At 61.7% G+C, this 26,242-nt stretch carries 30 protein-coding genes and 1 tRNA gene; 13 read left to right on the top strand and 18 right to left on the bottom strand.

Features of this window, described 5'->3' with window-relative positions; genetic code table 11:
• Positions 1 to 10: 10 nt before the first annotated feature.
• The 3 genes from PU133_RS01520 to PU133_RS01510 all read left to right on the top strand — a co-directional run bounded on the left by PU133_RS01520 (position 11) and on the right by PU133_RS01510 (position 1,720).
• A complete protein-coding gene (locus tag PU133_RS01520; protein WP_404863219.1) occupies positions 11 to 610 on the top strand; it encodes a DAK2 domain-containing protein in 600 nt (199 codons plus the stop codon).
• 82 nt (positions 611 to 692) lie between these two features.
• Complete coding sequence (locus PU133_RS01515; protein WP_404863218.1) at positions 693 to 1,436, top strand: HAD family hydrolase; 744 nt, start codon at positions 693 to 695, stop codon at positions 1,434 to 1,436.
• A gap of 59 nt (positions 1,437 to 1,495) precedes the next feature.
• Positions 1,496 to 1,720, top strand: a complete 225-nt coding sequence (locus tag PU133_RS01510) for an SDR family NAD(P)-dependent oxidoreductase (protein ID WP_404863217.1) — start codon at positions 1,496 to 1,498, stop codon at positions 1,718 to 1,720.
• A gap of 70 nt (positions 1,721 to 1,790) precedes the next feature.
• On the opposite strand, the gene PU133_RS01505 is transcribed toward PU133_RS01510, so the two are convergent.
• The 3 genes from PU133_RS01505 to PU133_RS01495 all read right to left on the bottom strand — a co-directional run bounded on the left by PU133_RS01505 (position 1,791) and on the right by PU133_RS01495 (position 3,556).
• Complete coding sequence (locus PU133_RS01505) at positions 1,791 to 1,973, bottom strand: DNA methyltransferase (RefSeq protein WP_404864409.1); 183 nt, start codon at positions 1,971 to 1,973, stop codon at positions 1,791 to 1,793.
• Between the two features lie 575 nt (positions 1,974 to 2,548).
• A complete protein-coding gene (locus PU133_RS01500) occupies positions 2,549 to 2,896 on the bottom strand; it encodes a hypothetical protein (RefSeq protein WP_404863216.1) in 348 nt (115 codons plus the stop codon).
• A 570-nt stretch (positions 2,897 to 3,466) separates the two neighbouring features.
• A tRNA-Ser gene (locus PU133_RS01495) sits at positions 3,467 to 3,556 on the bottom strand.
• A 370-nt stretch (positions 3,557 to 3,926) separates the two neighbouring features.
• Here PU133_RS01495 and PU133_RS01490 point away from each other — a divergent pair.
• The 3 genes from PU133_RS01490 (at position 3,927) to PU133_RS01480 (ending at position 6,254) form a co-directional block, all read left to right on the top strand.
• On the top strand, positions 3,927 to 4,241 hold the full coding sequence (locus PU133_RS01490) for a hypothetical protein (RefSeq protein WP_126007129.1): 315 nt from the start codon (positions 3,927 to 3,929) through the stop codon (positions 4,239 to 4,241).
• Between the two features lie 61 nt (positions 4,242 to 4,302).
• Complete coding sequence (msrA, locus tag PU133_RS01485; protein WP_404863215.1) at positions 4,303 to 4,953, top strand: peptide-methionine (S)-S-oxide reductase MsrA; 651 nt, start codon at positions 4,303 to 4,305, stop codon at positions 4,951 to 4,953.
• A 302-nt stretch (positions 4,954 to 5,255) separates the two neighbouring features.
• Positions 5,256 to 6,254: a BMP family protein gene (locus PU133_RS01480; protein WP_404863214.1), complete on the top strand. Its 999-nt coding sequence runs from the start codon at positions 5,256 to 5,258 to the stop codon at positions 6,252 to 6,254.
• A gap of 120 nt (positions 6,255 to 6,374) precedes the next feature.
• Here PU133_RS01480 and PU133_RS01475 read toward each other — a convergent pair whose 3' ends face one another.
• From PU133_RS01475 to rpmI, 9 genes are all read right to left on the bottom strand, one after another.
• The gene (locus tag PU133_RS01475) at positions 6,375 to 8,135 is read right to left on the bottom strand and encodes a methyl-accepting chemotaxis protein (RefSeq protein ID WP_404863213.1); all 1,761 of its coding nucleotides are present in this window, start codon (positions 8,133 to 8,135) and stop codon (positions 6,375 to 6,377) included.
• A gap of 210 nt (positions 8,136 to 8,345) precedes the next feature.
• Positions 8,346 to 10,751 (bottom strand): phenylalanine--tRNA ligase subunit beta, encoded by a 2,406-nt coding sequence (pheT, locus tag PU133_RS01470; RefSeq protein ID WP_404863212.1) that lies wholly within the window; start codon positions 10,749 to 10,751, stop codon positions 8,346 to 8,348.
• A 25-nt stretch (positions 10,752 to 10,776) separates the two neighbouring features.
• Entirely contained in the window at positions 10,777 to 11,055 is a 279-nt protein-coding gene (locus PU133_RS01465; protein ID WP_404863211.1) for a GFA family protein, read from the bottom strand.
• A 120-nt stretch (positions 11,056 to 11,175) separates the two neighbouring features.
• Entirely contained in the window at positions 11,176 to 11,454 is a 279-nt protein-coding gene (locus PU133_RS01460; RefSeq protein ID WP_404863210.1) for a DUF2442 domain-containing protein, read from the bottom strand.
• Entirely contained in the window at positions 11,438 to 11,671 is a 234-nt protein-coding gene (locus tag PU133_RS01455; RefSeq protein WP_404863209.1) for a DUF4160 domain-containing protein, read from the bottom strand. Before PU133_RS01455 ends, PU133_RS01460 begins: the two co-directional genes overlap by 17 nt.
• Before the next feature lie 6 nt (positions 11,672 to 11,677).
• Positions 11,678 to 12,760 (bottom strand): phenylalanine--tRNA ligase subunit alpha, encoded by a 1,083-nt coding sequence (gene pheS / locus PU133_RS01450; RefSeq protein WP_404863208.1) that lies wholly within the window; start codon positions 12,758 to 12,760, stop codon positions 11,678 to 11,680.
• A complete protein-coding gene (locus PU133_RS01445) occupies positions 12,744 to 13,661 on the bottom strand; it encodes a serine/threonine protein phosphatase (RefSeq protein ID WP_404863207.1) in 918 nt (305 codons plus the stop codon). Before PU133_RS01445 ends, pheS begins: the two co-directional genes overlap by 17 nt.
• Positions 13,662 to 13,748: 87 nt before the next feature.
• Entirely contained in the window at positions 13,749 to 14,150 is a 402-nt protein-coding gene (gene rplT / locus PU133_RS01440; RefSeq protein ID WP_126007109.1) for a 50S ribosomal protein L20, read from the bottom strand.
• A 36-nt stretch (positions 14,151 to 14,186) separates the two neighbouring features.
• The gene (gene rpmI / locus PU133_RS01435) at positions 14,187 to 14,387 is read right to left on the bottom strand and encodes a 50S ribosomal protein L35 (RefSeq protein WP_126007107.1); all 201 of its coding nucleotides are present in this window, start codon (positions 14,385 to 14,387) and stop codon (positions 14,187 to 14,189) included.
• A gap of 409 nt (positions 14,388 to 14,796) precedes the next feature.
• Here rpmI and PU133_RS01430 point away from each other — a divergent pair, with 409 nt between their 5' ends.
• Positions 14,797 to 15,891 carry an alkene reductase gene (locus PU133_RS01430; protein WP_404863206.1) on the top strand — a complete coding sequence of 365 codons (1,095 nt, stop codon included), beginning with the start codon at positions 14,797 to 14,799 and terminating at the stop codon, positions 15,889 to 15,891.
• 70 nt (positions 15,892 to 15,961) lie between these two features.
• On the opposite strand, the gene PU133_RS01425 is transcribed toward PU133_RS01430, so the two are convergent.
• Positions 15,962 to 16,588, bottom strand: a complete 627-nt coding sequence (locus PU133_RS01425) for a methyltransferase family protein (protein WP_404863205.1) — start codon at positions 16,586 to 16,588, stop codon at positions 15,962 to 15,964.
• A 111-nt stretch (positions 16,589 to 16,699) separates the two neighbouring features.
• The gene (infC, locus tag PU133_RS01420; protein ID WP_245451508.1) at positions 16,700 to 17,236 is read right to left on the bottom strand and encodes a translation initiation factor IF-3; all 537 of its coding nucleotides are present in this window, start codon (positions 17,234 to 17,236) and stop codon (positions 16,700 to 16,702) included.
• A 185-nt stretch (positions 17,237 to 17,421) separates the two neighbouring features.
• On the opposite strand from infC, the gene PU133_RS01415 reads away from it, so the two are divergent.
• From PU133_RS01415 to PU133_RS01405, 3 genes are all read left to right on the top strand, one after another.
• Positions 17,422 to 18,225 (top strand): alpha/beta hydrolase, encoded by an 804-nt coding sequence (locus PU133_RS01415; protein WP_404863204.1) that lies wholly within the window; start codon positions 17,422 to 17,424, stop codon positions 18,223 to 18,225.
• Between the two features lie 199 nt (positions 18,226 to 18,424).
• Positions 18,425 to 19,003, top strand: a complete 579-nt coding sequence (locus PU133_RS01410; RefSeq protein ID WP_404863203.1) for a transglutaminase-like cysteine peptidase — start codon at positions 18,425 to 18,427, stop codon at positions 19,001 to 19,003.
• Between the two features lie 238 nt (positions 19,004 to 19,241).
• Positions 19,242 to 19,451 (top strand): hypothetical protein, encoded by a 210-nt coding sequence (locus PU133_RS01405; RefSeq protein ID WP_126007097.1) that lies wholly within the window; start codon positions 19,242 to 19,244, stop codon positions 19,449 to 19,451.
• 12 nt (positions 19,452 to 19,463) lie between these two features.
• On the opposite strand, the gene PU133_RS01400 is transcribed toward PU133_RS01405, so the two are convergent.
• Positions 19,464 to 20,705, bottom strand: coding sequence for a DUF2254 domain-containing protein (locus tag PU133_RS01400; protein WP_404863202.1), 1,242 nt, complete (start codon positions 20,703 to 20,705; stop codon positions 19,464 to 19,466).
• Between the two features lie 133 nt (positions 20,706 to 20,838).
• Positions 20,839 to 21,108, bottom strand: coding sequence for a hypothetical protein (locus PU133_RS01395; protein WP_404863201.1), 270 nt, complete (start codon positions 21,106 to 21,108; stop codon positions 20,839 to 20,841).
• A gap of 209 nt (positions 21,109 to 21,317) precedes the next feature.
• On the opposite strand from PU133_RS01395, the gene PU133_RS01390 reads away from it, so the two are divergent.
• Both PU133_RS01390 and PU133_RS01385 read left to right on the top strand, forming a co-directional pair.
• On the top strand, positions 21,318 to 22,712 hold the full coding sequence (locus PU133_RS01390; RefSeq protein WP_404863200.1) for a cytochrome ubiquinol oxidase subunit I: 1,395 nt from the start codon (positions 21,318 to 21,320) through the stop codon (positions 22,710 to 22,712).
• Between the two features lie 11 nt (positions 22,713 to 22,723).
• Complete coding sequence (locus PU133_RS01385) at positions 22,724 to 23,731, top strand: cytochrome d ubiquinol oxidase subunit II (protein ID WP_126007089.1); 1,008 nt, start codon at positions 22,724 to 22,726, stop codon at positions 23,729 to 23,731.
• Between the two features lie 39 nt (positions 23,732 to 23,770).
• Here PU133_RS01385 and PU133_RS01380 read toward each other — a convergent pair whose 3' ends face one another.
• Positions 23,771 to 24,217, bottom strand: a complete 447-nt coding sequence (locus PU133_RS01380) for an Lrp/AsnC family transcriptional regulator (RefSeq protein WP_404864408.1) — start codon at positions 24,215 to 24,217, stop codon at positions 23,771 to 23,773.
• A 154-nt stretch (positions 24,218 to 24,371) separates the two neighbouring features.
• Here PU133_RS01380 and phhA point away from each other — a divergent pair, with 154 nt between their 5' ends.
• Positions 24,372 to 25,214 carry a phenylalanine 4-monooxygenase gene (phhA, locus tag PU133_RS01375; RefSeq protein WP_404863199.1) on the top strand — a complete coding sequence of 281 codons (843 nt, stop codon included), beginning with the start codon at positions 24,372 to 24,374 and terminating at the stop codon, positions 25,212 to 25,214.
• A gap of 25 nt (positions 25,215 to 25,239) precedes the next feature.
• On the opposite strand, the gene PU133_RS01370 is transcribed toward phhA, so the two are convergent.
• A complete protein-coding gene (locus PU133_RS01370; protein WP_404863198.1) occupies positions 25,240 to 26,175 on the bottom strand; it encodes a 5'-methylthioadenosine/S-adenosylhomocysteine nucleosidase in 936 nt (311 codons plus the stop codon).
• Positions 26,176 to 26,242: the final 67 nt, after the last annotated feature.

The raw sequence follows: 26,242 nt of genomic DNA, 5'->3' as shown, positions 1-26,242 counted from the left end.
GGTGAAGAGCATGGCGACACTTGATGGCGCAAGTCTCAAGGCTGCCCTGCAGCGGGTGGCCGAAGGCGCGGCCGCCGCTGCGGCCGAACTCAATGCGGCCGATGGCCAGCTCGGCGACGGCGATCTCGGCATCACGGTCTCGAAGGGCTTTGCCGCGGCGGCGGAAGCCGACCTTCCCGACGATCTCGGCATGGCCTTCCTGGAATGCTCGAAAGCCTTCCAGCGCGTGTCGTCCTCCTCCTACGGCACGCTGGTCGCGACCGGCTTCATGGCGGCTGCGAAAAGCGCAAAGGGCTCCGAGACGCTCGATGTCTCCGCGATCCCGGCGCTGGTCGCCGCGGCGCGGGACGCGATGATGGCGCGCGGCAAGGGCGAGCTCGGCGCCAAGTCGGTGCTCGACAGCCTCGATGCCTGTGCGAAAGCGATCGAAGGCGCCGACCCCGCCGATATGGGCGACAAGGCCGTCGCCGCCGCACGCCAGACGCTGCAGGACTTCAAGGGCAAACCCTGCAAGCTCGGCCGCGCCCGCATGTTCACCGAAAAGAGCGCCGAACTCGACGACCCCGGCCAACTCGCCTTTCTGCGCATCGTCGAGGCAGCCGTTAGCTAGCAGCAGGCCGTAGCCGTCTTGGCTTGTTCTGGAACGAGGACACGCCGCTGGTGCAACCGACCAGCTTTAAGGAGAGACCAGCATGGCAGGAAAAGCAGATTTGGTGGCCGGCAAGGTAAAGGCGTTGATCTTCGATACCGGCGGGACGGTTTTCGACTGGCACAGCGGCGTAACCGAAGCTCTGTCCAGGATCGGCTCCGAATTTCAGATCGACGCGGACTGGCCGGCTCTGACCAAGGAGTGGCGGCGAACGTCAACCGACATGGTCAAGGAGGGACTGCCGACGGATGGCGGCCGTGCGTCGATCGACATGGATGGCGTCCTCCGGCTGACGCTGGACAGGATGCTTGATGAACGCGGGATCGAAGGATTTTCGAACGAGGGAAGGGCGCGCCTGGTTCTTGCCTGGCACGATCTCGATGCATGGCGCGATGTCGTTGAGGCTCTGCCGCGCCTGAGGCGAAAGTTCATCGTATCGCCGTTCACGATCCTCAATACCCGCCTAGTGATCGATGCGTCGCGGCGGGCAGGATTGAGCTGGGACTGCATCATCTCCTGTGAAATGATCGGTATCTACAAGACGTTGCCGGGTTCTTACGAAACCGCGGCTCGCTGGCTTGGGCACCCTCACGACGAGATCCTGCTCGTGACCACCCATAACAACGATCTTCAGGCCGCCCATGAAAATGGCTTCCCAACCGCCTTCGTCTATCGTCCCGACGAATGGGGCGACATTCCCTCGCTAGACCCCGAGCCGGATCCGCGCGCCGATCTGGTCTGTCAGGATTTCAACGATCTTGCGGCGCAGCTGGGTTGCGAAAGCTAGAGATTTATCGTTAGGGCAAGTGGCGAGTGTGGGGACGCTCATTCTAAAACAATCCGCAAGTGCCCCCACGTTTCCTACAAGCATTTGCGCTCGGCGGTCTCGACTTCGTCGTCAACAACGCTGCGATAACGCGCCACAGCCCCATCGAGCTCTTCCCGATCGAGGAGATCAATACGCTGCTTGCCGCCAATGTGAGCGATCCCCGTTCTAGCGGCCAGGCGGCCATCCCAAACTTGAACGACGATGGCCGGATCATCAGCATTGGATCAGCCGGAGCCGATTAAAGCCATGGTGCAACCCGGCAAAATCCACATGGTTTGTCGAGAGCTCTGCATTCGCTCTGGCAAAGGCAGATCATGTCGCCGTTACCCAATTCCAAGGCGTTTGCGGGGTGATAACCACATAGCCTGGAGCGCACGCTATCAGGAGCGCCTCGCGGTCCAATCGCTGAGCCACAGCACCAGTCGTCCCTGACCCTGCATAAGGATCTACAACTAGATCGCCTTCGTGTGTTAGATCGTGAGATGATCGTTGTATAGCTTTCCGGTGTTGTACGGGGGCGACGTGACGACCAGCTATGCCGATCCTGAAGACAATTTGCGAAGCTCCTCAAGGCAGTCTCCCACAACGATCTCGGTGAGCGGACGACCGTTCGTGCGCTCAGTTTGGTGCGAGGGCGAGGTAGTCACCGCATCGATTGCTCTCTGAATGCTATTGCATATAGAATCCATTTCCGAAGGCGTAAGGTGTTTATAAAGTTTAGACATTATTAAATTCCTTGCTGAATAACTATAATGCCTACAACAAAATCCGCCGTTCAACAGGAAAAATTGAATAGTTCGAATTCCGAAATTATGGCCCCCCAGAATAAGAGGGTGTAAACAAGCTTTCGTTGGAATGTTGCTGAGGGGTTGGTAGATGATGCCAGTGCTGGATGGCATCCTGATCGGAGCGCAGCAGCTTCCAGACCATCTGATATTTCTGATTCACATCTGAAGAATCCCGTTTCTAAAGTAGGGAGTAACGGGGGGAATGCGAGGATGGGTGTTGAACGGCGTTTCTAAGGTCGTCCCGTAATCCTTGGGCGCGGCGGGCAACCCAGGCTGCTGATGTCAGTCACCCATATCGCTCAGGTGCCGCTTCCGGCGAAACGGAGGCTTGTTTGATTGACGGTACCGCTCAACGAGTTCGTCAAGCGCGATCTCGCTTTGGCGCTCGTCGAAGCCCTGAGCTTTGAGCGCTTCAAGAACAGTACACTGCATCCAGTCGCGGTGTTTCGGCTCAGCTTTTTCTGCCATCCGGATCGACTGCCACAGCCAAACGCGTGCGATGTCGTCGCGATCCGGCCGACGTAAATCTCGCATCTCGTCACGATAAGCTTGCTGGCGCTCACGCTGCTCCCGCCGCCGGATGGCTGCTTGGCGCGCCTCTGTTGGGCGCTTCCTGGGACGGCTGGTCATGAGCAGCATCCCTTCGGTCCAATGTTGACACGGCGGCGGCCGCGCGGCCGGTGGCGTGACGTTCTGGACGTTGGGTGAGATTGGCAGGCGTAGAGGCGGGTGACGGCCGTTGGCTTTGGTCGATGGGTCATGAGAATGCTCTGGAGCAGGATGCCCCTTTCAAAGGGTGTGTCGCCAATCATCGTTGCGGTTTTCGCCCATGAGTCGAAGAGGCAGCGCGCCAGCGCCGCCAGTGTATCGGCTAAGGCCCGGGCCTCATTATGCGGTATTGCCCCGAGACTGAGACGGAGTGGCCGCGAGCCGCGGCCGCCACCAAGCACCTTCGGCAGCCTTATCTGGAAAAGGTAAATCCTTCCCGACCGCGCAAGATGGGGACCGGGACCGCGCGACTTGATTGTCGCAGACGGGGTGGATGACATGGGTTCCGGTGGTTCTGGAAGGTGTACACCGGCAGGTACACGGCGCGATACACGGGCTTTGGCAGACATCGAAAAGTCCCTAATTGAGGGAACTTCCACGCGAAATGTCCGGAAAAGGTCTCTTCCCGAATGGGGGAGAGTGAAAATTGACTGGCGGAGAGAGAGGGATTCGAACCCTCGAGACGGTTACCCGCCTACACGCGTTCCAGGCGTGCGCCTTCGACCACTCGGCCATCTCTCCGTTGCTGTCGGCAAAGGCGAAAAACGCCGTATGCTGAAGCGTGATGCCTTTGGGGCACCTTCGGTTTTTCATCGCTTGAACGACGAGTGTTGGAGGGGTCGCTTGGACCGTCCGAACCGGGCGGCACTATAGCCAAGACGGATTGCGGCACAAGGGGGCAAGGCAGGGTTTTGCGCCTTGCCTCAAAGAAATGCTGTGAGGCCGAACTGGCCGCTTTTTGGATGGCCAGATACGGACTTGGGCCGCACAACGCGCCGATCTCCGACGCGTTTCGGCCAGCGCTTGCAGGCAGGCGAGGCGCATTCTATGACAGCGGCGGTAGACGCATGCTTCGCCATCGGGGGCGGAGCCGGCCTGGGGTCAGCATCTGATGCGCATCTTGCTCAGGATATTGGCATTGATCGCCTTGGTGCTCGGCGTGATGGCCGGCGCGATCGACGCCATCCAGTCGATCGCCGCCGATGCGGTCGTGCTCACGCCGCTCAGCGCCGCGTGGGAAGATGTGAGCCCGTCGACGCTTGCGGCGCTGGAAGGTGCGTTCGTCACCTATCTTCCGCAGGGTGCGGCATCGTTCGTCTTGCCGCTGTTTCTCGGCCAGCCCGCTTGCATCGTGCTTCTCGCACTCGCCTTCCTTCTGCATCTTTTGGCCTACCGGCCAGCCAAGCGCCGCTTCAATCCGCGCTGAAACCTCCTATATTCCAGTACAGAGGGCGCGGTTTCGCGTCCATGACGCGGAGAATGAGGCGATGTTTCTGATCGACATGTTCAACAAGAAGACCGCGATGCCCGATGCCGACCGAGCGCTGCCGGGCCGTGCCGAGCCCATTCCGACGGCCGAAACGCATTTCGTCAACGGCAAGCCGCTGAAGGGGCCCTATCCGGAAGGCCTGGAGATCGCCTATTTCGGCATGGGATGCTTCTGGGGCGTGGAGAGGCTCTTCTGGAAGATGCCCGGCGTCTATGTGACGGCTGCCGGCTATGCCGGCGGCTTCACGCCGAACCCGACCTATCATGAAACGGTGACCGGCCAGACCGGGCACACGGAAGTCGTGCTCGTCGTCTACGATCCGAAGATCGTGAGCTACGAGGATCTGTTGCGCGTCTTCTGGGAGGAACACGATCCCACCCAGGGAATGCGCCAGGGCAACGACATCGGCACGACATACCGCTCCGCGATCTACACGGTCGGCGATGCGCAGGCTGAGACGGCGAAGGCTTCACGCGATCGCTACCAGCAGGCGCTGACCGATGCCGGGCTGAAGTCAAAGATCACCACCGAGATCGCTCCGGCCGGCGCGTTCTATTTTGCCGAGGACTACCATCAGCAATATCTCGCCAAGAATCCGGGCGGCTATTGCGGCCTGCGCGGCACGGGCGTCGCCTGCGTGGGCGGTTGACGGTCTCGGCGCTTTTCCAGCGCTGGGCCTTCGCCATCCGCACGGAAACTCCTTGGATGCGTCGCTCGTCTGAGGTTGACAAAAGCAATTGATATCCTGGCGGCGCCCCTCTCGGGCGCCGTCAAAGCCCTGCTGCAAAAATTATCCGACTGGTCAAATTCTGCGTGATTCTTCCGGGCCAGCATGCAAGGATCGTCGCAGAACGGGAACCTGGCACGAAGGCCAGCCCGTCGGGGCGCCCTGTCCGCCAAGGACCGGGGCTTGAAGTGACAACCGAAAAGACAAGCACAGGGTGAACGATAATGAAGCGCACGCTCATCAGCCTCTTTGCGCTCGCGGCCATGGCCTCGACCGCGATGGCGCAGGACGCAGACTTTACGCCGGCCATCATCTACGATCTCGGCGGCAAGTTCGACAAATCCTTCAATGAAGCCGCCTACACTGGGGCCGAGCAGTTCAAGACCGAAACCGGTGTCGAATACCGCGAGTTCGAGATCCAGAACGACGCACAGCGTGAGCAGGCGCTTCGCCGCTTCATCCGCGATGGCAACAACCCGATCGTCATGGCCGGCTTCAACTGGGCAGCCGTTCTGGAATCGGTCGCTGCGGAAAATCCTGACACCGATTTCGCCATCATCGATGCCGTGGTCGACCTGCCGAATGTGCGTTCGGTCGTCTTCAAGGAACAGGAAGGCTCCTACCTCGTCGGCGTTCTCGCCGCGCTGGCGTCCGAATCCGACACGGTCGGCTTCGTTGGCGGCATGGACGTCCCGCTCATCCGTCGCTTCGCCTGCGGCTATGTCGGCGGCGTGAAGGCAACGACCGAAGGCGCGACCGTCATCGAAGCGATGACCGGCACGACGCCGGAAGCCTGGAACGATCCCGTGCGCGGTGCTGAAATCACCCGCTCGCAGATCAGCCAGGGCGCGGACGTGGTCTACCACGCAGCCGGCGGCACCGGTGTCGGCGTGCTGCAGGCAGCAGCCGATGAAGGCGCTTTCGGCATCGGCGTGGATTCCAACCAGAACGCCCTGCACCCGGGCAGCGTGCTGACCTCGATGGTCAAGCGCGTCGACGTTGCCGTCTACGATGCCTTCACCGATGCGATGAACGGTTCGTTCGACTACGGCGTCACCTCGCTCGGTCTTGCCGAAGACGGCGTCGCCTACGCGCTCGACGAGAACAACGCCGACCTGATCACCGACGAAATGGAAGCCGCTGTGGAAGAGGCCAAGGCTGCGATCATCGCCGGCGACATCGAAGTCCACGACTACATGTCGGACGACAGCTGCCCTTACTGATATGCGATAGAGGGGGATCGAAGCTCGATCTCCTTCTCTGTTAAAAGATGCGAAAAGGCCCCGCATGACGGGGCCTTTTTTGTAGCCGGCTCGCGAACGGTTTCGTCGGCTTGGTGGCTGTCAGAACTCTTCCCACTGGCCTGCATTCGCTGCGCGTTTGCGCATGGGCGCAACGGACGCGGCATGCGCTGGAGCCGGCATGCGCGCACGGGGCGTCGTGGCAACCGCTGCGGCGGCCTGTCCGGTCTTGAACTGACCGAGAAGCCCGGCAAGCGTCACGGCACGCTCGGCAAGCTGGTTGCTCACCGCATTTTGCTCTTCCACGCTTGCGGCGTTCTGCTGGGTGCTCTGGTCGAGCTGGTGCACGGCCTGGCCGATCTCGCGAATGCCGATCGCCTGTTCGCGGCTCGCTTCGACGATGGCAGCCACGTTTTGATCGACATCGCGCACCCGCTCGACGATCTTCTCGAGCGCCTTGCCGGTCCGGTCCACCAGCTCGACCCCGGTTCTCACCTGCGCCGATGAGGTGCCGATCAGTGCCTTGATTTCCTTGGCGGCCTTTGCCGAGCGCTGTGCGAGTTCGCGCACCTCCTGCGCAACGACGGCGAAGCCGCGGCCGGCCTCGCCGGCACGGGCCGCTTCGACGCCGGCATTCAGCGCCAGCAGGTTGGTCTGGAAGGCGATTTCGTCGATGACGCTAATGATGTTGGAGATCTCGCGCGATGATTGCTCGATCTGGTCCATCGCTGCCACCGCATCCCGCACGACCTGCCCGGACTCTTCCGCCGACGTGCGCGTCTCGCGAACGATCTCTCCGGCTTCGGAGGCGCGGCGGCTGGCATCCGTCACCGTCTGGGTGATTTCTTCCAGTGCGGCGGATGTTTCCTCCAGCGCCGCCGCCTGCTGCTCGGTTCTTTTGGCGATCGAGCCGGAATTGTCCATCATTTCATTGGCTGTCTGGGCGATGTCGCGCGCATTCTCCGCGATTTCACCGATGACCGCCGCAAGCCGACCGACCGCCGTGTTGAAATCCGTGCGCGTGGTCTCCATCGAGCGGTCGAGCGCGCGTGTCACCTGTGATGTCAGGTCGCCTTGGGCAAGATCGCCGATCGCGACGCTCAGCGTGCTGACGGATTTCATCCGTTCGGTCACGTCGGTCGCGAATTTCACCACCCGATAGATGGCACCGCGCGAGTTGTAGACCGGGTTGTATGTCGCCTGGATCCAGACCTCGCGGCCATTCTTGCCGATCCGCTTGAAGGTATCGGAAAAGAATTCGCCGGCGCGAAGCCGCGTCCAGAAACTGTCATAGGCGCCGCTCGTGACGAAGTCCGGGTCGCAGAAGATGCTGTGCTTCTTGCCGACGATCTCCTCATGCGCATAGCCGAGCGTCTTGCAGAAGCTTGCATTGGCATCGACGATCGTGCCGTCGGGCTCGAACTCGATCACCGCAACCGAACGCTCCAGCGCGCGCAGGAGGTTCTCGTTGTGCAGCGAGGCGATCTTGGTGGCCGTGATGTCGGCTGCGATCTTCACGATGCCCACGACCTTGCCATTGGCGAAAATCGGATCGTAGGACGCCTCGATCCACACATCCTTGCCCGCTTTCGAGATGCGGCGAAACTGCCCACGCTGCGCCTTGCCGGCGGCAAGGTCGCGCCAGAACTGGAGATAGTCGGCGCTTTCGGTCACCGAGCGTTCCACGAACATCCGGTGATGGTTGCCGACGATCTCATCCAAACGATAGCCGAGAGCGGCAAGAAAGTTGTCGTTGGCGCCTTGGATCGAGCCATCCGGCCGGAACCAGATGATGGCGTGCGAGGCGGATATGGCGGCGTAGTGTTGTATTGCGCGCGAATTGGCAAAAGGCAGACGAAGCATCGGCAACCCCGGTAAAGCTCAGGGCCGAAGAATGCTGCTGGCAGGATTAATAATCCGATACTTGACGATGGCGAGACTTCGCCATGGCACAACAACTATTTTCCATGGAGAAACATCGAGCAATTTGAGAAGAAATCGAAAAGAAAAACCGAAACCTTCAACAGCTTGAACGGGAAGGGCATCCGGACGAATGCCCTTCCGTAGCTATCATCAGCCGCGCAGCGTACCACCGGTCGCTTTGGTGACGTTGTCGACGACGCGCAAGGTCAGGGCCTCGAGGTCTTCATCCGTCAGTGTTCGGTCCGTCGGCTGGATCGATACTTCGATTGCGACAGACTTGCGGTCTTCCCCGAGCGACGGCCCTTCGAACAGGTCGAACACCGTCACGCCTGCGATCAGTTTCTTGTCTGCCGCCGAGGCGGCTTTCAGGATGTCGGCGCTGCGCACGGCCTTGTCGACGACGAAGGCGAAGTCGCGCTTGACCGCCTGCAGCGGCGAGAGCGTCAATGCGGGCTTTGTGCGCGTCGCCTTGCGCTTGGGCTCGGGAATGGCGTCGACGAACACTTCGAAGCCGGCAAGCGCGCCGGAAACGTCGAGCGTTTCCAGAACGAGCGGGTGGAACTCGCCGAACGTGCCGAGCACCATCTTCGGGCCGAGCTTGATCGTGCCCGAGCGGCCCGGATGGTACCAGGAAGGGCCACCTGGTTCGATCTGCAGCTTGTCGACCGGCGCACCGGCAGCTTCCAGCACCGCAATTGCATCTGCCTTCGCATCGAACACGCCGACGGGCTTGGCGGCGCCGTCCCAATGGCGTCCAGTGCCGGTGAAGCGTGCCGTACCACGGCGAACGCCGCCTGCAACGCGACGTTGGTCATTCGGGCCGTCGCCTTCATAGGTGCCGGAGACTTCAAAGAGCGCCACGTCGCCGATACCGCGATCCGCATTGCGCTGGGCGGCAGCGATAAGGCCGGGCAGCAGCGAAGGCCGCATGTCCGACATGTCGGCTGCGATCGGGTTCGAAAGCTTCAGCGATGGCTGTCCGCCACCGAAGGCCTTGGCATGGGCCTCGGGGATGAACGACCAGGTGACGGCTTCCAGCATGCCGCGCGCCGCAAGCGTCCGGCGCGCGAGCCGCGTGCGAATCTGCAGCGTCGTCAGGATGCGACCATTGACGGCGCCATGGCTTTGCAGCGGCTGCGGCGCGATCTGGTCGACACCCGTGATGCGCATCACTTCTTCAACGAGATCGGCCTTGCCATCCACGTCCGGCCGCCAGGTGGGCACCAGCACGTCGACAGTATCGCCCGCGCCCTGAACCTCGAAGCCGAGACGGGTCAGAATGCCGGTCGCATCGTCTGGCGCGACGTCGATGCCCGTCAGCCGCTTCACTTCGGAGAAGGGGAAGCGGATGCTTTTCCGCTCAGGCGTCTGGTATCCGACGATTTCGGCCTCGCTCGGGGTGCCGCCACAGATTTCGGTGACGAGCTGCGTCGCAAGCTCAAGGCCGGGGACCATGAATTCCGGATCCACGCCACGCTCGAAGCGATAGCGCGCATCGGTGATGATGCCAAGCGAGCGGCCTGTCTTGGCGATGGTGATCGGGTCCCAGAGCGCGGATTCGATCAGCACGTCGGTCGTCGTCTCGTCGCAGCCCGAATGCTCGCCGCCCATGATTCCGGCAAGCGATTCAACGCCGTTGTCGTCGGCAATCACGCACATGGAGCTGTTGAGCGTATAGGTGCGCTCGTCGAGCGCCAGCATCTGCTCGCCATCTGCCGCGCGCCGCACCACGAGGTCGCCTGCAACCTTCGCCGCATCGAACACGTGCAGCGGCCGGCCGCGATCGAAGGTGATGTAATTGGTGATGTCGACCAGCGCATTGATCGGCCGAAGCCCGATCGCCAACAGGCGCTTCTGCATCCAGGTGGGGCTCGGTCCGTTCTTCACGCCACGCACCAGCCGGAGGGCGAAGCCCGGGCAGAGCTCAGGCGCATCGATGCGCACCTTCACAGGGCAGGGGCCTTCGCTTTTCACGGTCGGGATCGGGGCCGTCTTGAGCGTGCCGAGCCCGGCTGCGGCGAGATCGCGCGCGATGCCGGCAACCCCGGTCGCTTCCGGATGGTTCGGCGTCAGGCCGATCTCGATGACCGGATCGTCGAGACCCGCATAGCTCGCAAAGGTCGTGCCGACGGGCGCATCGTCCGGCAGGTCGATGATGCCGTCATGGGCATCCGACATTTCGAGCTCGCGCTCGGAGCACATCATGCCGCGGCTTTCGACGCCACGGATCGTGCCGACGGCGAGCGTCGTGTCGATGCCGGGAACATAAGTGCCGGGTGCAGCAAAGGCGCCGATGAGGCCCGCCCGCGCATTCGGCGCGCCGCAGACCACTTGCACCGGATCGCCTGACCCGGTGTCGACCATCAGCACGCGCAGCTTGTCGGCGTCGGGGTGCTTTTCCTCCGACAGAACCTTGGCGATCACGAAAGGCTTGAGGGCCGCCTTGTCGTCGACGCTCTCGACCTCGAGGCCGATTGCCGTCAGCGTCTCGACGATGTGCTCCAGAGGCGCATCCGTGTCGAGGTGGTCCTTCAACCAGGAGAGTGTGAATTTCATTGTTCAGGGTCCATCAAGGGAGAAATCAGCGTTCGGGCGGAAAGTCGTCGAAGCGCAGCAGATGATCGTCCATCACGACGAACGGCATCTGCCGCTTGCTAAAGGCGTGGAAGGTCGGCGGGTGCGCCTCCGGATCGTCCATGAAGCCGAGCGCCAGGTAGACGCGGCCTGAAAGCCGCTCGTCGCGATAGCCGATCTGGCTGCCGCAATCGCCGCAGAACAGACGTTCCACACCGCCGAAGCGATAGGATTTCGGCGTGCCGAACCAGGTCAGCGCGTCATCCATGAAACCGACAAAGGCCATTACGGGCGCGCCCGTCTGCTTGCGACAATCGCGGCAATGGCAATAGGCGCGCCGAAACGGCTCCGCCTTCGTCTCCACCGCAACGCGCGCGCACCGGCATGATCCCGCGTGAGGCATGCGCTACTCCGCCGCGACCGAGGGCTGAACGGCACCCGGTGCTCTGCGCCCCCGCAACATGCCGTCGACCGAGAGGTCCTCGTCGACATCAGGCCAGTGGATGCCGTCAAGCATGAGCTCGACGTTGTTCCGCTGCGCGGGCGTTGCGTTCAACAGGCGCGGATACCACCAGAGCGGCGTCGAGACCTGACGGCCGTCCTTCAGCTTCACGTGAAGGTCGTGAAGATCGCACCAAGCTTCGATCGGGCGATCGTTCTCGGGATAATCAGGCGAAGAACTCATTCCAGGCCTCCAGAAACTGCTCTTGGTGCTCGGTCACGATCTGCATGATACGCCGCATGTCAGGATCGCTGAACCCGCCGCGTTTCGATATTTCGAGGTCTCGCAGCCATATCTTTGCGCGCAAGCCCTTGGTATCGACGTGAATATGAGGCGGCTCGTTCCAATCGCCCGAGAAGAAATGAAACCGGAAACCCGACTCGATCAGAACGGTCGGCATCCTCGATCATCCACTCAACCCGCCAAACAGCGTCGGCATATCGAGCGGGCGGAAGCCGTAATGGTTGAGCCAGCGCACATCCGCGTCGAAGAAGGCGCGCAGGTCCGGCATGCCGTATTTCAACATCGCGATGCGGTCGATGCCCATGCCCCAGGCAAAGCCCTGGTATTCGTCGGGATCGAGCCCGCCGGCCCTCAGCACGTTCGGGTGCACCATGCCGCAGCCGAGGATCTCCATCCAGTCCGTGCCCTCGCCGAACTTCACTTCGCTACCGGAACGGTCGCACTGGATGTCGACCTCCATCGACGGCTCGGTGAAGGGGAAGAAGGATGGCCGGAAGCGCATTTTCACCTGTGGCACTTCGAAGAAAGCCTTGCAGAATTCCTCCAGCACCCACTTCATGTTGGCGATGTTGGCCGTCTTGTCGATGACGAGGCCTTCCACCTGGTGGAACATCGGCGAATGGGTTGCGTCGCTGTCCTGGCGGTAGGTCTTGCCGGGGATGACGATGCGGATCGGCGGCTTCTGCGTCTCCATAGTGCGGATCTGCACGGGCGAGGTGTGCGTGCGCAGCACCTTCGCCTCCTCGCCCTCGGCGGCGTTCAAGAAGAACGTGTCGTGCATCTCACGGGCCGGGTGACCCTCGGGGAAGTTCAGCGCCGTGAAATTGTAGTAGTCCGTCTCGATGTCCGGACCTTCGGCGATCGAAAAGCCCATGTCGGCGAAGATCGCGGTGATTTCGTCGATCACCTGCGTGATCGGGTGGATGCGGCCGATCTCGGTTGGGGATGGCCGCACTGGTAGCGTCACGTCGAGCGTTTCGCGCGCAAGCCGCGCCTCGATGGCCGCCGCCTTCAGATGCTGCTTGCGCTCCGCAATGGCATCCGTCACGCGTGTCTTCAGCCCGTTGATCGCCGGGCCCATGGTCTGGCGCTCTTCAGCGCTCATGGCCCCGAGCGTCTTCAGCTTTTCGGAGATCGAGCCCTTCTTGCCGAGCGCCGCGACGCGCACGGCTTCGATCGCCTGTTCGTCATCTGCTTCGGCGATCCGGGCAAGGATCGTCTCTTCCAATTCAACGATGTCGCTCATCCTGGGTCCTGCATGTTGGCGGCCGCTCGGGCCGGCCTTCTTCGGCGGGTCTTAAATCAGAAAGCGCCCCGGCCTCCAAGGGCTTCGATGACGCCGTCGCGGCTGTCGGTGCCGAAAACACGGCCATGGCCCTCAGGAACCGATCGAGGTCGCCACCTCGGTGAACCTTCGCCATCGCTTCGCCAACCCGCTGCAGCGGCTTGAAGAAGGCGATGAGCCTGTCGAGCGCCGCGCAGGTGGCGGCGGGCGCCCCGGCCCGATAGGCGTCAAGCACGCTTTGCGGCGTTTCGGCATCGCGCGACAGCGCGACGACCCCGAACTGATAGAGAAAGGCATCGCGCGCCTGCGCTTCCGCAAGCGGCATAACGGCTTCCGGCTCCTCCTCGAAGTCCATGAAGCCCCAGTTCTTGCCGTCGTGGAACATATCGCGCGGATGGGGCCGCCCGTGGCAAAGCCCGAGACGGTGCGCCCGGGCAAGCGCCTCGCCGCCCCCTCTCAGCAGCCGGTGGCTGTCGGCAGCAGTGGCTGCCCCTTCCACCAGCGAAAGCAGCGTCGGCGGGCCGTTGCGCAGCACCAGGATCGGCCCCTTGCGGTAGACAAGGCCGGCAGTGATGAATCCTGCACGCTGGAAGGCCTCCATCTTGCGCAGCTCGCGATCGACCTGGGCGTATGGCTTCAGCAATCTGGAAGACCGCAGGAATGGCTTCGGCATCAAGGGCGTCGCCCAGCCGTGCAGCCGCTTGCCGAGCGGCCGGCTCTCGGCATCGTAGCGCTTGACCCACACGGTCTCGTCATCGACCACGGCACGGCTGATGCGCTCGCCGCGCGAGGAAGCAAGCAGCGCCAGAAGGTCGCGCAGACCTTCCGGCGACATCTCATCCTCTGTGCGGGTGTTGCGCATCGTCCTGCATGCTCCAGAAACGAAAAAACCCGCGCCGGTCAGCCAGCGCGGGTTCCTTCAGGCGAATGGTATCGTGAAGGCGCTGGCTTAGCGGACAGCGCTTTCAAATGCGTTCGGCGTCGTGTCTTTCAGATACTCGAGCGCCTTCTTGGCTGCTGCAACCAGCGCGCCGAATGCTTCCGGCTCGTGGATGGCCATGTCGGACAGCACCTTGCGGTCGACTTCGATGCCGGACTTGGTCAGGCCATCGATGAAGCGGCCGTAGGTCAGGCCGTGCTCGCGAACGGCTGCGTTGATGCGCTGGACCCAGAGAGCGCGGAAATTGCGCTTCCGGTTCTTGCGGTCGCGGTATGCGTACTGCATCGAACGATCGACGGCAGCCTTTGCTGCGCGGATCGTGTTCTTGCGGCGGCCGTAAAAGCCTTTTGCCTTCTTCAGGACTTTCTTGTGCTTGGCGTGCGAAGTGACGCCTCTTTTCACGCGTGCCATGGTGTGATCTCCTTAAATCTCGGTCGGGCGAAGGTCTCAGAGACCGTTCGGCAGGAACTTCTTGACGATCTTGGCGTCGGCGTCCGAAAGGACCATCGTGCCGCGTGCGTCGCGAATGAACTTGTTCGACCGCTTGATCATGCCATGGCGCTTGCCGGCAGCAGCTGCGAGAACCTTGCCGGAACCCGTGATCTTGAACCGCTTTTTGGCGGATGCCTTCGTCTTCATCTTGGGCATTTTGCTCTCCTTTGTGAGGCTTTCGACCGGCATTGCCGTTCAAGCCCCGTGATGCAGCGTTTCCCGCGCTTCGGCCTGCCGAAGCAAACGAGGGTCATGTTCGCCATCGTGAAATGGCTGCCCAAGACCCCTGCGGAACGCTTGGTTGGTGATCTGTGCGAACCGGAGACGACCCGGCGTCACACAAGCATTCGGAACAGACACGGCATGCCCTGCCGGACTGTTCGGACGCGGCCATATACCGGGAGTGGGGCCATGACGCAAGAGGTTGCAGCGCGATTGGGACACGCAGCGTTTGTCATTTTGCAGTGGCGAACCGGTGGTATTTCATCGTGCACGACCTATCTGAGGCAGGCAACTGCGGCATCCTCCCACTTGGCCGCTGAACAAGAATGAAGGACCAGACCCTATGGCAGACACGCTGTTCACACCGATCCAGCTCGGCGCCCTGAACGTCCCGAACCGCATTTTCATGGCTCCCCTGACCCGCAACCGCGCGAAATCCGACGGCACGCCGAACGCCATGGCCGAGACCTATTACGGCCAGCGCGCTTCTGCCGGACTCCTGATTTCCGAAGCGACCCAGATTTCGCCCTACGGCAAGGGCTATATCGATACGCCCGGCATCTACACCGACGAGCACGTCGCCGCATGGCGCGGCATCACCGATGCGGTTCACGCCAATGGCGGCCGCATCTTCTGCCAGCTCTGGCATGTGGGCCGCATCAGCCATTCCTCGCTCCTGCCGAACAATGACGCGCCGGTCTCCTCGACCGATGTCGCTGCCGATGCCAAGACCTTCACGGCGAACGGTTTCGAATCGACATCCAAGCCGCGTGCCCTGGCCCTCAGCGAAATCCCGCAGCTGATCGAAGACTATGCCCACGCCGCAAAGCTTGCGATCCAGGCCGGCTTCGACGGCGTGGAAGTGCATTCCGCCAATGGCTATCTGCTCGACCAGTTCCTGCAGGACGGCGTCAACAAGCGCGACGACGTCTATGGTGGTTCGATCGAGAATCGCACGCGGCTCACGCTCGAAGTGGTCGACCGAGTCGTGAAGGAAATCGGTGCCGATCGCACCGGCATCCGTCTGTCACCCCGTGGCGATTCCAACGACATTTCCGACAGCGATCCGGAAGCCTTATTCTCGGCGCTTTACAAAGCGCTGGATCAGCGCAAGCTCGCCTATCTCCACATTGTGGAGCGCTTTGGCCACGGCAGTGAAGGGGGCGAAGAGCTGATCAAGAAGCTGCGCCCGAACTGGACCGGCTTCTATATCGCGAACGGCGCCTATGATGCCGAAAGCTCCGCGAAGGTCGTGGCTGAAGGCTATGCCCATGCGGTCGCGATCGGCAAGCCATTCATCGCCAACCCGGACCTGCCGGAACGCTTCCGCACCGGTGCCGCACTCAACGCGCAGGACACCGACACGTTCTACGGCGGTGGTGCCAAGGGCTACATCGATTATCCCTTCGCAACACTCGATCGTGAAAAGGCTGCCTGACCACGCGGCACTGCCTATCGGTGACTGATGGAAGGGCGTCGCGAAAGCGGCGCCCTTTTTCTCGTCCGGGCTAGTAGAGCCTCAGCACCACAGGCAGCACGCCGCTTGACTGCAGCCACTCGACGATCTCGAGCGCCGGCATCGCCACGAAGAAGACCATGCCGTCGATGAACGTGCGGTAGAGCCGGGCCGGCTGCACCACGAGGCTCTCTTCGTTGACGACTTTCAGTGTCCGCGGCAGGAAGCGCGGCACGCGATTGAGATAGGCGCGATAGGGCTCGCCGAAGGCTGGCAGCAGAAACCGCTCCTCGCGCAGGATCACGACGTGGAAGGCAAGGGCACATCCGATCAGGAAAACAAACGCCACGATCAGGCTTCCCGTCTGCGCCCCGACGCCGAACGCTGCGATCGATGAAAATAGATAGAGCGGATTGCGGCTGATCGAGTAGGGGCCCGCCGTCACGATCGCATAGGCCTTGCTGCCGCCGATATAAAGCGTGCACCACATGCGGCCGAGAATGCCGGCTGCGATGGTGCCGATCCCGATCGCCTCTATGAACTCATGCCCTTCTTCGCCCCATGCGGAGCGCACGAAAAGCAGCGCGATCACCAATGCAGCGATGATAAGCGCCAATACGAGCCTGCGCATGCGCTGGAAGTTCTGAAGCTTGCCGCGTTCCTGCGTGGTCTGGTCCATGAATTGCCCGTCAACAAGCCGGAAGGGACGTCGAAATCAGCCGGCTCCCGAAATGAAAAAGCTCCCCGGGCCATCTGGCACGGGGAGCTTGAACGGAGCAACGGGCTAGATTTAGCGCGGTGCGAGAACCATCATCATCTGTCGGCCTTCGAGCTTGGGCTCGGCCTCGACCTTGGCGATTTCGGCGGTCTGTTCCTTGACCTTCTGAAGAAGCCGCATGCCGAGTTCCTGGTGCGCCATTTCACGACCACGGAAACGCAGCGTCACCTTCACCTTGTCTCCTTCTTCGAAGAAGCGGTTCATGGCGCGCATCTTCACGTCATAGTCATGCGTGTCGATGTTCGGGCGCATCTTGATTTCTTTGACCTCGACGGTCTTCTGCTTCTTGCGCGCCTCGGCGGCTTTTTTCTGCTTTTCGTATTTGAGCTTGCCGAGGTCCTGCACCTTGCAGACGGGAGGCTCGGCATTGGGTGAGATTTCGACGAGGTCAAGGCCGGCTTCCGCCGCGATCTCCAGCGCCTCGTTGATGGGCACTATTCCGCGGTTATTGCCTTCGGCATCGATCAACTGAACTTGGCTTGCCCGGATTTCCTCATTGGCCCGCGGTCCATCCTTGGTTGGCGGCGGCGCTCTGAACGGTCTGCGAATGGTCGTGTTCTCCTCGAACTGTTGAACCTGTGGCTGAATGTACTGCGAAGACGAAATCGCCGGAATTGCCCGCAATGTCGTTATCGCTTGCTTTGAGTCAATAGCACGCCCAGTCAGAAATAGCATCCACGCGCGGTGATTCTGCCGTCAATTGCCCCGAAAATGCCACCAGCAAGGAAATCGACATGCAGGAGCATACATCCAAGGGACTGGAACTCGTCGTCGGCGAGGGTGATGAGGCACGCACCATCGCAGTCGCCTTTCGGCCGGGGCTCGGCGGCCACAATCGTCCCGGCCTCGTCTGGCTCGGTGGCTACCGGTCCGACATGAGCGGCACCAAGGCGCTCGAACTCGACGGCTATGCCACGCGCGAGGGGCTGGAATGCTTGCGCTTCGACTATTCCGGACATGGTGCGTCGGGCGGCGCGTTCGAAGACGGCACGATTTCACGCTGGCTGGAGGAGGCGCTCGCCGTCTTCGACAAGCACACGACCGGACCTCAGATCCTGGTCGGCTCGTCCATGGGCGGCTGGATTGCACTTCTCATGGCAAAGGCCCTGAAGCAACGCGATGATGCGGGCCGTCTGGCAGGCATGCTTCTTCTCGCACCGGCGCCTGATTTCACCGCCGAACTCATCGAGCCTGGCCTCACCGATGCCCAACGCGCGGATCTTTCCGAAAAAGGCCGTTTCGAGGAACCGACACCCTACGGCCCGGACCCGAATGTCTACACCCGTGCTCTGATCGAGGATGGCCGTGCAAACAGCGTTCTGAATGGTGTCATCGACACCGGATGTCCTGTCACGATCATTCAGGGAATGCAGGACCCGGATGTGCCCTATGCCCACGCCTTGCGGCTGATGGAACACCTCCCGGCAGACGATGTCGTCCTTACCCTGGTACGCGATGGCGACCATCGCCTGTCGCGCCCGGCCGATATCGGCCGAATGTTGAAGGCGCTCAACGATCTCATCGCCGGCGGCCATTGAGAGGCGATCACGAAACCACGTCCTGACGAACTGTAGCGCTGAAGACACAACCAAGCTTGGCCGGTAACCATAACTGCAATCGCGGGGGTTGGCCCGATTGACTTTGCATCATCACCAATTTTAACTGTTTGTTAACGATGATGCTGAGGCGGGGCGACCAACGGTGCTGACGATTGCGAGAATTGGAGCAGCCATTGCCATGGCCGGCTTCGTTTCCCTGGCCCTGCCGTCGGCAAACGCCGAGGCCGAGCCGTCCCGGTCGATGATCACCGGCCCTTTGACGTCACAGCCTATCGGTCATTACGATTTCTGTCGCCGGCATTATTCGGAATGCGCCATCCGCACCACGGCCAGCCGTGCGCCGGATATCACTGACTACGGCTGGGAAGTCGTGCGGGAAGTCAACCTCGCGGTAAACAGCACGATCGTGCCCCGCACCGACATGGAAATGCACGGCATCGAAGAGCACTGGTCCTATCCCGATCTCGAAGGCGATTGCGAAGACTACGTTCTTCTGAAGCGCCTGATGTTGATGGAGCGCGGCTTCTCCGCTTCGGATCTCCTCATCACTGTCGTCCGCAAGGCCGATGGCGAGGGGCACGCCGTTCTTACGCTGCGGACGTCCAAGGGCGACTACGTTCTGGACAACCTCTCCGACGAGGTGCAGCTCTGGAGCGAAACATCTTACGTCTTCCTCAAGCGCCAGGCGTCCTTCCACACCGGTCGCTGGGTTTCGATCGAGAACTCCACCGACGTCTTGGTCGGCGCGCTTCAGTAGTCGAAGCGACGCAGGTTTTCCGCGGGCGCAGCTTGTGCCCGCCGCAGCACCTCAGCGGATGGCGCCAAAACTATCTGCTTGATTTCGAATGCGTTTACGAAACGTTGACGCCTGGGCGATTAGAATAGACGCCGCGGTTCCACCAGCGACAATTTGTCTTCCAAACTGTTGTGGATCGGTGGAACCAATCCAATCGGCTGGTGTTTGTCGAGTAACAATCCCAAGGCGGCACAACCAAATGAGCAATGTTCGTGGGCTGCGTCTCGAAGACGTCGTCCTTCACCAGATCCAGACGAGCCCGAACCGGCGCCTTCTCGCCGGCATGGACTCGTTCCGCGTCCCGGAGGGAACTCCTGACGCAATGGTGGACCTGCTCCGCAAGATGGATGCTGCCGAGATGGCGAATGTCCAGCGGAGTTCCAACCGCGACCGTCATTCCGGCTGCTGATGGCCGTTCCGCTCAGCTGAGCGGCGCCGCCGCCTTTCGCACACGCGCTATGTCGTCTGCACTCGTCAGTGTAGCCTCCGCCCGATCAAAAGATACACGAGAGACATGGCGTGCCGCAGCCCCAAACAGCGGCTCGTCCATTGCGATCAGCGCTGCCAGCGACTTTTGAATCTTGACCTGAACTTCGAATTTGTCGGCGCCGTCGCGCGCGACTGGCGTAAACAGATGGTCGAGGAATTCGACGATCGGCAGCCGCGTCATCCGAAGATGGGGAAACTCGGGCGCGTCGGCAGCTTCGTCGATCTTGTCGGAGCACATGGCGATCAGCCGAACCCCTCGGCCCAGAACGTCGAGCGCCGTGCCTTGATCGTTGATGCCGGGCGAGAGCGCCCGTGACGCGATTTCCGAAAGCACCGCCAGCCCGAAGAGGGGATCTTCTTCAAAGGTCCGCTCGCGCCCGATGGTGAAGGCGGCACGGACCTCTTCTGCATCGACACTGCCCGAAATTACGGCGACAAGTGGCTCTGCCGTGTGAACGAACGTGCCGGGCCGTGCCAGAATGGTTACGATGGCCCCTGCCTCGGCAACGACGGTTTCAAGCTGCTGCATATCGATGTGACCGACATAACCGATGTCATCCGCCAAGATGCGCGTCGCACTCTGCGGCACGGCGTCATCGGCGATCTCCACGGCACCCATGGTTGGGGCGCGGTGATAGGCCCGCAACGCGTCCTGCGCCGCCAATTCCACCGTCCTCGTCGTTTCGTTGACCCGCCCAAGGCGCGTCAGATGGTCGATCCAGCGCAGCAACGCTGCAATGACGATGATGATGACCAGCATCGTCACGGCGAACAGAACGACCCGCCCGCCGCTGCCATAGGCTTCCATCGACAACACGATGATACCGACCAGGCTGTAGAGAAAGGTGCCAATAAAAGTCGCGAGCACCGAATGCGTTGTCGTATCCGCCATCAAGAGGCGAGTGGCGCGCGGCGTCGCATCCTGCGTGGATGCGGTAAAGGCGGTCACCATCGTCGTCAGCGAGAACGTCGTGATCGTCAACATGCTCGTTGCAAGGATGTTGAGGATCGTGTCGATCGCGCCGGCGCCGACCGTATCTTCCAGCCCATCGGGAATGAACGGATCCAAAAGGACCGCCGCGAAAGCCGTGATCACTCCGAGAATGGAGTAGAGAACCGCCCGCACCCAGAGCCGCTCGAACAGGCGTCTCAGCTTCCATTGCCATTTCCGCATTGCGTCCGCCGTCGATTGTCGGCCGGCACGCCGGATCCGATCATGGAAGTGTTCCGAATGTCGCCATCATCTGCACCGCCAAGTTTGCATCTGCAAGTCTTGTGAGTGGAGAGACGAGGGCCGCGGAAAGCTGCTAGAGGCGGGATTTCAGCCAGTCATTGGCGCTCGATTTGAGGTGACGGCTTGCCCAATGGCTGCCGGCGCGCATCTGCGCGATGAAGATGGCATCTACGTCGTCCATGAAGGTGTGGACCCAGTCGCGCAGTTCGGTCGCATCCTTCTCCACATCGAGCGCCCAGAGCCCATCGATCAGTTTCACGCCGCCTTCGCGATCCATCGCCTCCTGCAACTGATCATAGGGCCGTTCGGTGCGTCCCTCGTAGCCGATGAGATAGATCGCCATCGTCGTCCTCCACTATACATCGCAGGACGATGAGCATAACCCGAAGCCGGGTCGCCAGAAAGCATGTCGGCACCCACGGAGATCAATAGGAAACGTTAGGCAGCTGTGCGACATTCTCGCCGTGCGACAGTATCGACACTGGCGCCGTCGGCCCCATCGCTTAGTTTTGAGGCTGCGGTGAGGAGAGAAAGAAAAAACGAGAGAAGACAATGGACGCATTAATCCTGTCGCGCATGCAGTTTGCTGCGAACATCTCCTTCCATATCCTCTTTCCCACCATCACGATCGCGCTTGGCTGGGTGCTGCTGTTCTTCAAGTGGCGCTATGAGCGGACCGGCGATGACGCCTGGATGAAAGCCTATTTCTTCTGGGTGAAGGTCTTCGCACTCTCCTTCGCGCTTGGTGTCGTGTCAGGCATCACAATGAGCTTCCAGTTCGGCACGAACTGGCCCGGTTTCATGGAAACCGTCGGCAATGTCGCTGGTCCGCTGCTAGCTTACGAAGTGCTGACGGCGTTTTTTCTTGAGGCCGTATTCCTCGGCATCATGCTCTTCGGTTTTTCTCGCGTGTCGAGCCGTATCCATACGCTGGCGACTTTCCTCGTGGCCTTCGGCACCACCATGTCGGCCTTCTGGATCATCGCGCTGAACTCGTGGATGCACACGCCGCAGGGCTTTGAGATGCGCGACGGCGTGGCGCATGCTACCGACTGGTTCGCCATCATCTTCAATCCGTCCATGCCCTATCGTTTCGTGCACATGCTGCTTGCCTCGGGCCTGACCGTCGCCTTCCTCATGGCCGGTCTTTCGGCGCTGCGCTGGATCTACGGCGATCGCTCCGAGCCCATGTACAAGGCGCTGCGCACCGGCGTTTACCTTGGCGCGATCCTGATCCCGGTGCAGATCTTCGCCGGTGACATGCACGGCCTGAACACGCTGGAGCACCAGCCGCAGAAAGTCGCGGCCATGGAAGCGAACTGGGAAACGCGGGGCAATGTGCCGCTTGTCCTCTTCGCTCTGCCGGACGAGGAGGCGCGTGAAAACCGCTTCGAGATCGGCATTCCGAGCGGCGCGTCGCTTATCCTGAAGCACCATGCCGATGGCGTCGTGCCGGGCCTCAACGACTTCGTCGCCGAAGATGGTACGGTGGAGCACCCGCCGGTGCTGCCGCTCTTCATCTCGTTCCGCGTCATGGTTGGCGTCGGCATGCTGATGCTGGTCGTCTCCTGGGCGGCGGCCTGGATGCTGTGGCGTCGCGACGACATCAACAAGCCGATGGCTTTCGTGCTCGCCGGCATGGCCTTCTCGGGCTGGATCGCAACGCTTGCCGGTTGGTACACGACCGAGATCGGCCGTCAGCCCTGGCTGGTCTCAGGCGTGGTCACGACCGCCGAAGCCGTCGCCCCCGTGCCGGGCGCCCATGTGGCCCTCACTTTTGCAACCTATCTCGCGCTCTATGCGGTGCTGATCGTCGTCTACCTGACCGTGCTCTACAAGCTCGCGATCCGCGCCCATTACGGCAACATCGAAAAAGACCCGGATCCGCGCGGCGACAGCGTCTCCATGGGCAAGGCGACAGGCGAAGCCCTGCAGCCGGCGGAATAGGAGCGGACCTGATGTTCGGCTACGAACCTGACGTCATCCTGCCCCTGATCTTCGCGGGCCTGATGGGAATTTCGATCCTCGTCTACGTCATCCTGGACGGGTTCGATCTCGGCATCGGCATCCTCTCGGTCTTCGGCACCGACGACGAGAAGGACACGATGATCGCCTCGATCGGCCCGTTCTGGGATGCGAACGAAACCTGGCTCGTCCTGTCGATCGGCCTTCTCCTGGTGGCTTTTCCGATCGCGCACGGCATCATCCTGACGGCGCTCTACCTGCCCGTTTTCGTGCTGCTCGTCGGTCTTGTCCTGCGCGGCATTGCCTTCGACTTCCGCTCCAAGGTCAGCGCGCAGTCGAAATGGATGTGGAACCTCCTGTTCTTCATCGGCTCCGTCATGTCGTCGCTGTCGCAGGGCTACATGCTCGGCATCTACGTGCTGGGGCTTGATCTCAGCTGGGCATCGGCGGGCTTTGCAGCGCTTGTCGGCCTCTGCCTCGCGGCCTCTTACGGCGCTGTCGGCGCAGCCTGGCTGATCTACAAGACGGAAGGCCAGCTGCAGGAAAAGGCCGTCATCTGGATGCGCATGTGCCTGCTCCTGACGGCGGCCGGCATGGCGATGATCTCCATCGCGACGCCATTCGCCTCGGCCCGCATCTTCGACAAATGGTTCACGACGCCGGAAATCTATCTTCTGGCACCGCTTCCGCTTCTGACGGGCGCCGTCTTCGCCGGCCTCTGGTTCCTGACAGCAAAGCTGCCGCGGCCGGATGATTCCTATGCGCTGGTGCCCTTCTTGGCGATGGCGACGATCTTCACGCTCGGCTTTGCCGGGCTCGCCTACTCGTTCTATCCTTATATCGTGCCGGATCAGCTGACGATCTACGAAGCGGCAAGCGCTCCGGAAAGCCTGATGATCATCCTCGTCGGCACGGCCATCGTGCTACCGACCATCGGCGGCTACACGATCCTCGCCTACCGCATCTTCCGGGGTAAGGCGACGGAGCTGAAATACGACTGACCCAGCGAGTCAGCCAAAAACGTCGCACCTCGCCGGGGATCATTCGGCGAGGTGGGAAAGCGGCAGCGGCCCTGGCCCCTTGATGTTGCGCAGCACCAAGTTGGTGCGCACGTCCCGCACCCCCTCGATGCGCATCAGGTCCTCGCCGATGAAGCGATTGAGCGCTTCCACGTCCGGCAGCACCGCGTGCAGCATGAAGTCATGGTCCCCCGTCAGCGCCCAGCAGGCGATCACCGGCTCCATCGCCTCGACCCTGGTGACGAACCTGTCCGGTGACTGATCACTGTGGCTGATAAGCCGAACCAGCACGAACACTTCCACCGAAAGCCCGATCTTGCGGCGATCGAGCCGGGCGCCAAAGCCCTCGATCACCCCGCTTTCCATCATGGCCTCCAGCCTGCGTGCGCAGGGCGTGGCGGAAAGCCCGACCGCGGCCGCCAACTCGGTGGTCGGCATGCGGCCCGACCTCTGAAGGCGATCGAGCATTCTGACCTCGAACCGGTCGAGGTGGATCTCCCCCGCTTTCGGTGATTTTTTGGGCTCTTTCACTCAAGCCTCCTCCTTCGCTGGTCCAGTCAGCCGGAAAACACTCCAGCAGCGGCGCTAGAATGACAAGGTGTAAGCTTGGAGGAGCGCCATCATGTCGATCAATGTCGAAACCTACGCTGCCGAATGCGCCACAGCCGGCATGCGCGGCGACTATGCCCGCTGCCGGGACGATTTCACTGTTACCCAGAACCTCGACGCCTATGATGACGAAGACCGCGCCGTCTGGAAGACGCTCGCCGATCGGCAGCGCGCCTTGACTCAGGAGCTTGCCCACCACTCCTATCTCGCCGGCCTTGAAGCGCTCGGAATCCTCGACGACATCCCGGACTTCGCCGAAGTCAGCCGCAGGCTATCCGCTGCCACCGGGTGGACGCTGGTCGCGGTGCCGGGGCTCATCCCGGCTGAGCCCTTCTTCAGGCATCTGTCCGAGCGCCGGTTTCCCGTCACGGACTGGCTCCGCAGCCGCGACGAATTGGATTACATCGTCGAGCCCGACATGTTTCACGACTTTTTCGGTCATGTGCCGATCCTGATGCAGCCGGAATTTGCCGATTTCATGCAGATGTATGGTGAAACGGCGCTGTCAGTGATGGCTGCCGGCGGCGACGAGATGATCACGCGGCTCTATTGGTACACGGCCGAGTACGGCCTGATCCAGGAAGAGGGTGGGCCGCTGAAGGCCTTCGGAGCCGGGTTGATGTCCTCGGCAACCGAGTTGCGCTTCGCGCTCGAGAGCCCGGACGCGAACCACGTTCCGATGGATATCGAAACCATCATGCGCACGGGCTACGAGATCGACAGCTTCCAGCGAGCCTATTTCGTGCTGCCGTCTTTCGAGGCCCTGCGCCAGGCCATGCGCGACGCCGACATCGCGGGGATCATCGCCAGATACGCTGGCGAAAAGGCCATCGATCCGTCGACGCTGCGCCGGTAGGTTTGGACCGACCGAAGAAGCCTCGTTACTCGGGCAGGGCGGCGAGGAAGGCCCGCACCACGCGGGCCGAATTGTCGGACGCGATCTGCATGAAGGTCGCCATCTCGTTCTCGCTCGGACCGCCACCGGCGAGGTCCGATACCGATCGAAACGCGATGAAGGGCACGTCGTTGGCGTAGGCCACATGCGCGACGGCCGCACTCTCCATATCGAGCACATTGGCCCCGAAGGTCTCGAACACATAGTCGCGGAAGGCGCCGTTATCGACAAAGGCCTGGCCCGAGACGCCGCTGCCGCCCACGCGAATGGTCGGCTGCTCGCTGAGGCAGGTGTCATCGCTGGTGCACAGTTGTAGCGTGACGGCGTTTGTGAGCTGACGCGCGGTTTCGAACAGCGCGCCATTGACCTGAAACCAGAAGTGCTCTTCCATCTCGCCACCCGCGCGCGCGACATCCACCTCGCGCGGAAAGATCATCCCGTAATTGGGAAACGGCGTCTCGATGAAGCTTGGCGGTGTGAAGCCTTCATCGGTTTCGCGCGCGAATACCGCTTCCAGATATTGCGCCCAGCGTTCCGGCACGACGACGTCGCCGATCGATTGCTGCGGATCGACACCGCCTGCAATGCCGGAGAAGACGATCTCCCTCAGGTTGAAATGATCGATCGCGATCTGTGCCGTCATCGCCGCATTGACCATGCTGACGCCGCTCAGAAACAGAACGACGCGGCGCCCTTCGATGCGCCCCGTGACGAACTCGACGCCTGCGATCTCATATTCTTCGCGCTCGATCAGCGCCTCCTGCAGCGCCAGCCACTCCGGCTCGAAGGCTGAGACGACGGCCGTGCGCGGCGCTTCGTCGAGGGGCCGGGCGTCCTGTGCGAGAGCGGCGGTCGATGGCAGCGCAGCAAGGGCCATAAGAGGAGATGTGAGGATCAGGGCAGTGCGCAGGACAGACTTCACTATGGGACGCTCCGAATTGAGAGTGTGCGGAAAGTTTGGGCGGATGATCCCAACCAAGCCCTAACGC

The organism is Georhizobium sp. MAB10 (assembly GCF_045012825.1).
GTDB lineage: Bacteria > Pseudomonadota > Alphaproteobacteria > Rhizobiales > Rhizobiaceae > Georhizobium > Georhizobium profundi.
Note: the sequence above shows the minus strand (reverse complement) of the source record. Positions and strands in the feature narration are given on the sequence as shown.